This is a genomic window from Protofrankia sp. Cr1 (assembly GCF_963555865.1).
GTDB lineage: Bacteria > Actinomycetota > Actinomycetes > Frankiales > Frankiaceae > Protofrankia.
The window spans coordinates 19,373-23,803 of sequence record NZ_CAUVXO010000035.1 but is presented as its reverse complement, the minus strand read 5'-3'; the positions used below and the strand labels follow the sequence as shown (position 1 = coordinate 23,803).

General features: G+C 69.2%; 7 protein-coding genes. 1 reads left to right on the top strand and 6 read right to left on the bottom strand.

Annotated elements, in window-relative coordinates; genetic code table 11:
• Positions 1–74: 74 nt before the first annotated feature.
• Entirely contained in the window at positions 75–410 is a 336-nt protein-coding gene (locus U9980_RS05700; RefSeq protein WP_322748332.1) for an acylphosphatase, read from the bottom strand.
• 91 nt (positions 411–501) lie between these two features.
• Here U9980_RS05700 and U9980_RS05695 point away from each other — a divergent pair, with 91 nt between their 5' ends.
• A complete protein-coding gene (locus U9980_RS05695) occupies positions 502–747 on the top strand; it encodes a hypothetical protein (RefSeq protein ID WP_322755600.1) in 246 nt (81 codons plus the stop codon).
• Positions 748–792: 45 nt separating this feature from the next.
• On the opposite strand, the gene mutM is transcribed toward U9980_RS05695, so the two are convergent.
• From mutM to U9980_RS05670, 5 genes are read right to left on the bottom strand one after another with little or no spacing between them, the layout of a single operon-like run.
• Positions 793–1,647: a bifunctional DNA-formamidopyrimidine glycosylase/DNA-(apurinic or apyrimidinic site) lyase gene (gene mutM, locus U9980_RS05690; protein WP_322766981.1), complete on the bottom strand. Its 855-nt coding sequence runs from the start codon at positions 1,645–1,647 to the stop codon at positions 793–795.
• A gap of 21 nt (positions 1,648–1,668) precedes the next feature.
• Positions 1,669–2,526 (bottom strand): ribonuclease III, encoded by an 858-nt coding sequence (gene rnc / locus U9980_RS05685; protein ID WP_322766980.1) that lies wholly within the window; start codon positions 2,524–2,526, stop codon positions 1,669–1,671.
• Entirely contained in the window at positions 2,523–3,548 is a 1,026-nt protein-coding gene (locus U9980_RS05680; RefSeq protein WP_322748320.1) for a phosphate starvation-inducible protein PhoH, read from the bottom strand. Before U9980_RS05680 ends, rnc begins: the two co-directional genes overlap by 4 nt.
• Positions 3,549–3,553: 5 nt before the next feature.
• Positions 3,554–3,724, bottom strand: coding sequence for a 50S ribosomal protein L32 (gene rpmF, locus U9980_RS05675; RefSeq protein WP_322748321.1), 171 nt, complete (start codon positions 3,722–3,724; stop codon positions 3,554–3,556).
• On the bottom strand, positions 3,724–4,326 hold the full coding sequence (locus U9980_RS05670) for a YceD family protein (protein WP_416210162.1): 603 nt from the start codon (positions 4,324–4,326) through the stop codon (positions 3,724–3,726). The genes rpmF and U9980_RS05670 overlap by 1 nt, the downstream gene beginning before the upstream one ends.
• Between the last annotated feature and the right edge of the window lie 105 nt (positions 4,327–4,431).

The window sequence follows — 4,431 nt, the reverse complement described above, 5'->3', positions numbered from 1 at the left end:
GGTCGTCGGCTGGTCGCCAGCCGATCGTCAGCTGGTCCTCGGCGGGCCGTCGGCCGACCGGTCGTCGATCCGGCTCATTTCCGGGTGAAATTTGACAGATCGCCCTGTGCGTGCGACCAGGAGAAGGTCACCTGGGTCGTCACACCCGGCGTATGGCCGGCCCGCAGCATCTCCAGCAGCGCCTGGCATGCCGCTCGCGGGCCCTCCACGACGACCTCGACCCGACCGTCGGTGAGATTGGTCGCCGAGCCCACCAGACCGAGCCGCCGCCCGCGGGACCGGACATAGGCCCGAAAGCCAACCCCCTGAACCGTTCCTGACACCCACGCCGTCAGGCGGGCCGGCGGGCCGGACCCGGCCGACGTATCATGATCATCACGATCTGCCGGCTCTACGGGAACATCGCGCATAGGCACGATAGGGTACCGAGCCATTGTGGATACCATGCCTTCTCCTCGATCCCGTCGGTTCCGGGTGCGCCTTCCCCGCAGCCGGCATGCCATGATGATATTGGTCAGCGCCATCGTCATCCCGGCGACGCTGTCGCTCACCGGCTGCGGCCAAAGTGTTCGGCAGGACGCCGGCATCCTGCCGGTGCCCCAGGCCAGCACCCAGGGCCTCCGCAGTGCCACACCGGCACCGGCGCCAGCCGCCCCAACCGAGATCATCGAGCCGGGCTACGCCCCACCCCGCACATCCGGTCCCACTCAGACCGCGGTACCGAACATCCCCGGCGGCAAGCTGTAAAGAACGTTTCCCCCGGAATGCGGCTCCGCCGCCGTCCGGGGGAAGCTACCAACGGGCGCTTCTCGGCCGTGGCTGACAGCGTGGGCAGGTGAAACTCGACCGATTCATGAAGGCGTCCCGGCGGACCGGCGTCTGGCATCGCGAGCACGGCTGGCCGGTCCGCCCATAGACCTCAAGCGAGCGGTCGAACAGGCCGCTCACACCGTTGACCGACACGTAAAGCGAGTCGAAGGACGTCCCGCCCGCGCGCAGCGCCGCGACGAGGACCTCACGTGCCGCGTCCAACAACCGGCCGAGCTCACCGCGGGTCAGGGTCTCGGTCGGACGCGCATAGTGCAGTCGCGCCCGCCACAGGGATTCGTCGGCATAGATGTTGCCGATGCCGCTGACCAACTTCTGATCAAGTAACGCGCGTTTGATTCCGGTCCGGCGCCGGCCGATGGCCGCGATGAACCCGGCATCGGAAAAGCCCGGGTCGAGGACATCCAGTGCGATATGCGCGATCGGCTCCGGGACACCCGCGCCGGTGGGGACGACCGCGAGACCGCCGAAGGTGCGCTGATCGACGAATCGCAGTTCCCGACCGGCGTCGGAGAACGTGAAGCGGATTCGGAGGTGGGTCTCGGGGGGTTTGTCCGCGGGCACCACCAGAAGCTGACCACTCATCCCGAGATGACCGAGCAGCGCCATGGCGCCACCGAGCTCCAACCACAGATATTTCCCGCGCCGACGCGCGGCGACGATCGTGTGGCCCGCAAGCACCGCCGCGAAGTCAGCGGCCCCCGCGGTATGACGCCGTACCGCCCGGGGGTGCGCGACCGCGACGGTCGCGATCGTCCGACCGACCAACGCCCGTTCAAGACCGAGCCGGACGACTTCGACCTCGGGAAGCTCGGGCATCGCGACGCGCTCGACGGCCGGTCAGCGGTTACCCGTGCGCACCGGCGTGTCGGATCGGCCGTCCACCGGATCGCCGTCCACCGGGCCGCCGTCCACCGGATCGCCGTCCACCGGATCGCCGTCACGACTCGACTCGTCTGGGTCACGCGGGTCGGCCGACCGTTCCTCCAACGTCTGGAAGGCCGCGGCGGCGGCACGCTGCTCGGCCTCCTTCTTGCTCCCGCCATCACCGTGGCCGAGGACTTCCCCGGCCACGACTGCGCGGGCGGCGAACCGCTTGGCATGGTCCGGTCCGAACTCATCCACCTCGTACTCGGGCGGACCCAGCAACAGCAGTGCGGTCCGTTCCTGCAACGAGGTCTTCCAGTCCAGCCCGGCACCCCGACCGGCGGCCACGTCCAGCAGCGGGTCGAACAGGCGGTGGACGAACTCGGACGCGACCTGCAGGCCGCCCAACCCACCGGTCGACAGGTACACCGCGCCGATCAGCGCCTCCAGGGTGTCGGCGAGGATGCTCGCCTTGTCCCGACCTCCGGTGCTCTCCTCACCGCGGCCCAGCAGCAGGTACGGGCCGATGCCGTGCTCCCCCAGAGCACGGGCGACCTCGGCGAGGGCACGCATGTTGACCACGGACGCGCGCTGTTTGGCGAGCTGCCCCTCGGGCAGGTCCGGATGGCGGTGGAACAGGGCGTCGGTGACGACAAGACCCAGGACGGAGTCGCCGAGGAACTCCAACCGCTCGTTGGTCGGCAGGCCACCCTGCTCGTAGGCGTAGGAGCGGTGCGTGAGAGCCCGTTCGAGCAGGTCGACGTCGACCGGAACACCGAGGGCGGTCACGAGGCCGTCCCTGGGCGCCGGCAGCGCCACGCCGCGGGTCATGCCGACAACCCGGCGCGGACCCGGCGGTGCGTGACGAGGTCGGCGAGGGCCGCGCGCTGGTGGCACACCCAGCCGGCCCGGTCCGCGGCGGACGCATCGGCAATCGCGAACGCGACTCCCGCCGCGGTCTGGCCGGACCGACCATCCACTACGACCACGATCCCGTCGACACCAACCACGAATGTCCCCTCCCGCAGATGCCACCCCGGCGACGCTCGCGGTAGCTGACCAACAGGCGCTGGCTGACCGACAGCCTGCACAACCGCCCGCAGACCCGATACCAGGACCGCCCCGGTGAAACCGTCACTGACCACGACGTCAGCCTCGCCACCGGCCACGACCGTGGCTGCACCGACGCCACCGACGAAGTCGAGCCCCAGCTCGGTGATGAGTTCACCGGCGTTCATCAACACACCGGTGCCCCCACGCGATCGGTCCGGATGAGCCGGCGGGGCCGGATGGCCCGGATCCGCGGACAGCAGCCCGATCCTGGGACGCGCCACCTGTAGGCAGATTGTGGCGTAGACCGATCCGGTGACCGCACACTGGGTGAGCTGGTCGGCGCTGATGCCGGCGTCGGTGACCGCGCCCGCATCCAGCAGGACCGCAGCCCCGGGCGAAGCGTCGACGACCACGGCAAGCGCAGGCCTGCTGGCCCCGGGAAGCGGACCGAGGGTGAACGCCGCCGCGGCCACAGCCGCGGCCGCCGGACCAGCCGACACCATCGCGTCGACGGCACCATCCCTGATCAGGCGGGCCGCGACCCGCACCGTGGCGTCCCGCCTCGACCGCACCGCACGGACGGCGTCCGCGTCGGGACCGACCGCATGGGACGCCTCGACGATCCGCAGCCGGTCCCCGCTTTCCAGACCGTACGCGCGCATCAGCGGCTCGGCGGTCCGGGCCGGGCCGACCAGGCTGACAGCCAAGGTCGGGTCAGCGACGAGCGCACGCCTCACGCCGTCGACGACCGATGCCGGTGCGCCATCACCACCGAGTAGATCGACCGCTACGTGTGTCACACCACTTAGACGTCGATGACCTGTCGATCGTTGTACCGGCCGCAGGTCGGGCAGACCGTGTGCGGCCGGACCACATGACCACGCGGGCACGTGGCCAGGGCTGGGACCTTCGCTTTCCACTGGGCCCGCCGGGAGCGGGTGTTGCTGCGCGAGGTCCGACGCTTCGGGACGGCCACTAGTCCTTCTCCTTATTATCGATCGCTGCCGGGTTCTCGACCTGCGATGGGTTCTCGACCAGCGATGGCAGTGCTGCCCACCGAGGGTCGACCCGTTCATGGGTATGGTCGGGCTCAAGGTCGTCCAGTCGCGCTCCGCAGTCAACGCACAGACCAGCGCAGTCCGGCCGGCAGCAGGGCGACAGCGGCAGGCTGAGTACCAGTGCGTCACGCAGCGCCGGCACGAGATCGAGATGATCGTTGACGACCTGTTGGCAGTCGTCATCATCGGCGTTGTCCACGACCCTGTCCGGGTAGTAGAACAATTCTCGGATGTCGACCGTCGCCTCGTCCTCGAACGGGTCGAGGCAACGCGAGCACTCACCCGCCAACGGCGTGGACGCAGTGCCGCTGACGAGCACACCCTCCATCACGGCTTCCAGCCGGAGGTCCAACTCGATGAGCACGCCCGGCGGGACATTGATCATTTCAGTCCCCAGCCCCGCGGGTGCCGGCACCCGGGTCACGACGTGCTTCATCGAACCCGCGCGACGGCTCAGCTCGCGAATGTCGAGCACGAGCGGACCACGGGGGCTCCGGCGGCGCGATGGCGGCACGGTCATGGGTGGAGTGTCTGTAGTTGCCACGAAAATACTGGATTCACAATTCTCGAACGTCACAGGTTGCTTGAACGTCACAGGTTGATGATTCAGGTACGCGCCGATCCG

What these genes read in the sequence shown, in the direction of transcription:
- U9980_RS05700 (WP_322748332.1), bottom strand. Translation starts at nt 410, where the DNA reads ATGCGCGATGTTCCCGTAGAGCCGGCAGATCGTGATGATCATGATACG.
- U9980_RS05670 (WP_416210162.1), bottom strand. Translation starts at nt 4,326, where the DNA reads ATGACCGTGCCGCCATCGCGCCGCCGGAGCCCCCGTGGTCCGCTCGTG.
- mutM (WP_322766981.1), bottom strand. Translation starts at nt 1,647, where the DNA reads ATGCCCGAGCTTCCCGAGGTCGAAGTCGTCCGGCTCGGTCTTGAACGG.
- U9980_RS05695 (WP_322755600.1), top strand. Translation starts at nt 502, where the DNA reads ATGATGATATTGGTCAGCGCCATCGTCATCCCGGCGACGCTGTCGCTC.
- rnc (WP_322766980.1), bottom strand. Translation starts at nt 2,526, where the DNA reads ATGACCCGCGGCGTGGCGCTGCCGGCGCCCAGGGACGGCCTCGTGACC.